General features: G+C 60.4%; 1 protein-coding gene. It reads left to right on the top strand.

Features of this window, described 5'->3' with window-relative positions; genetic code table 11:
* Positions 1 to 115: 115 nt before the first annotated feature.
* Positions 116 to 618: radical SAM protein (locus CFP71_RS42520; RefSeq protein ID WP_143267313.1), on the top strand; the 503-nt coding region annotated here is incomplete at its 3' end.

Genomic DNA, 618 nt, shown 5'->3' with positions numbered 1-618 from the left:
GTCGAGTGTAATCGTTATCTCGGCATTGCGACGGCGTTCGCGGCGACAGTAGCGTGCAAAAAGCAAGCCGACGGAGAAGCGGATTGAGAAATACGAGCGCAGGGGGTTTTTGGCAATGAGCGCACCCGCTCGGCCAACCAACATAATTTGGGATGTCACCTACGCATGCCCATTGCGATGCGTCCATTGCTACTCCGAATCCGGACGACGGCCGACCCGCCAATTGAGCCACGATGAACAATTACGAATAGTGGATTCGATCATCGAGCTTCAGCCGGAAATGGTGGCATTGGCCGGTGGTGAACCCCTCGTGGTGAAGGGAATATTCGAGGTCGCGGACCGCTTGTCCCGAGCAGGCATTCACGTCGTGTGCTACACGGGCGGCTGGCCGATGAAGCCGGACATGGTCCAGGAGTTGATGCGGTGCTGCGACACGGTGACGATCAGTCTCGACGGCGCCACCGCGGAGGTGCACGACAAGATCCGCGGACGCGCCGGATCGTTCGAACGCGCCATGGAAGCCCTGCGGATGCTCGACGACGCGGTGTCCGCCGGGGGCAGGCCAGGGTTCGAGTTCGGCATCGACACCGTGGTGGTACGCAGTAACTTCGACAGTCT

Origin of the sequence: Amycolatopsis thailandensis, assembly GCF_002234405.1 — a bacterium.
GTDB lineage: Bacteria > Actinomycetota > Actinomycetes > Mycobacteriales > Pseudonocardiaceae > Amycolatopsis > Amycolatopsis thailandensis.
The sequence above is the reverse complement of the archived record's forward strand: the minus strand, read 5'-3'. Positions and strand labels throughout refer to the sequence as shown.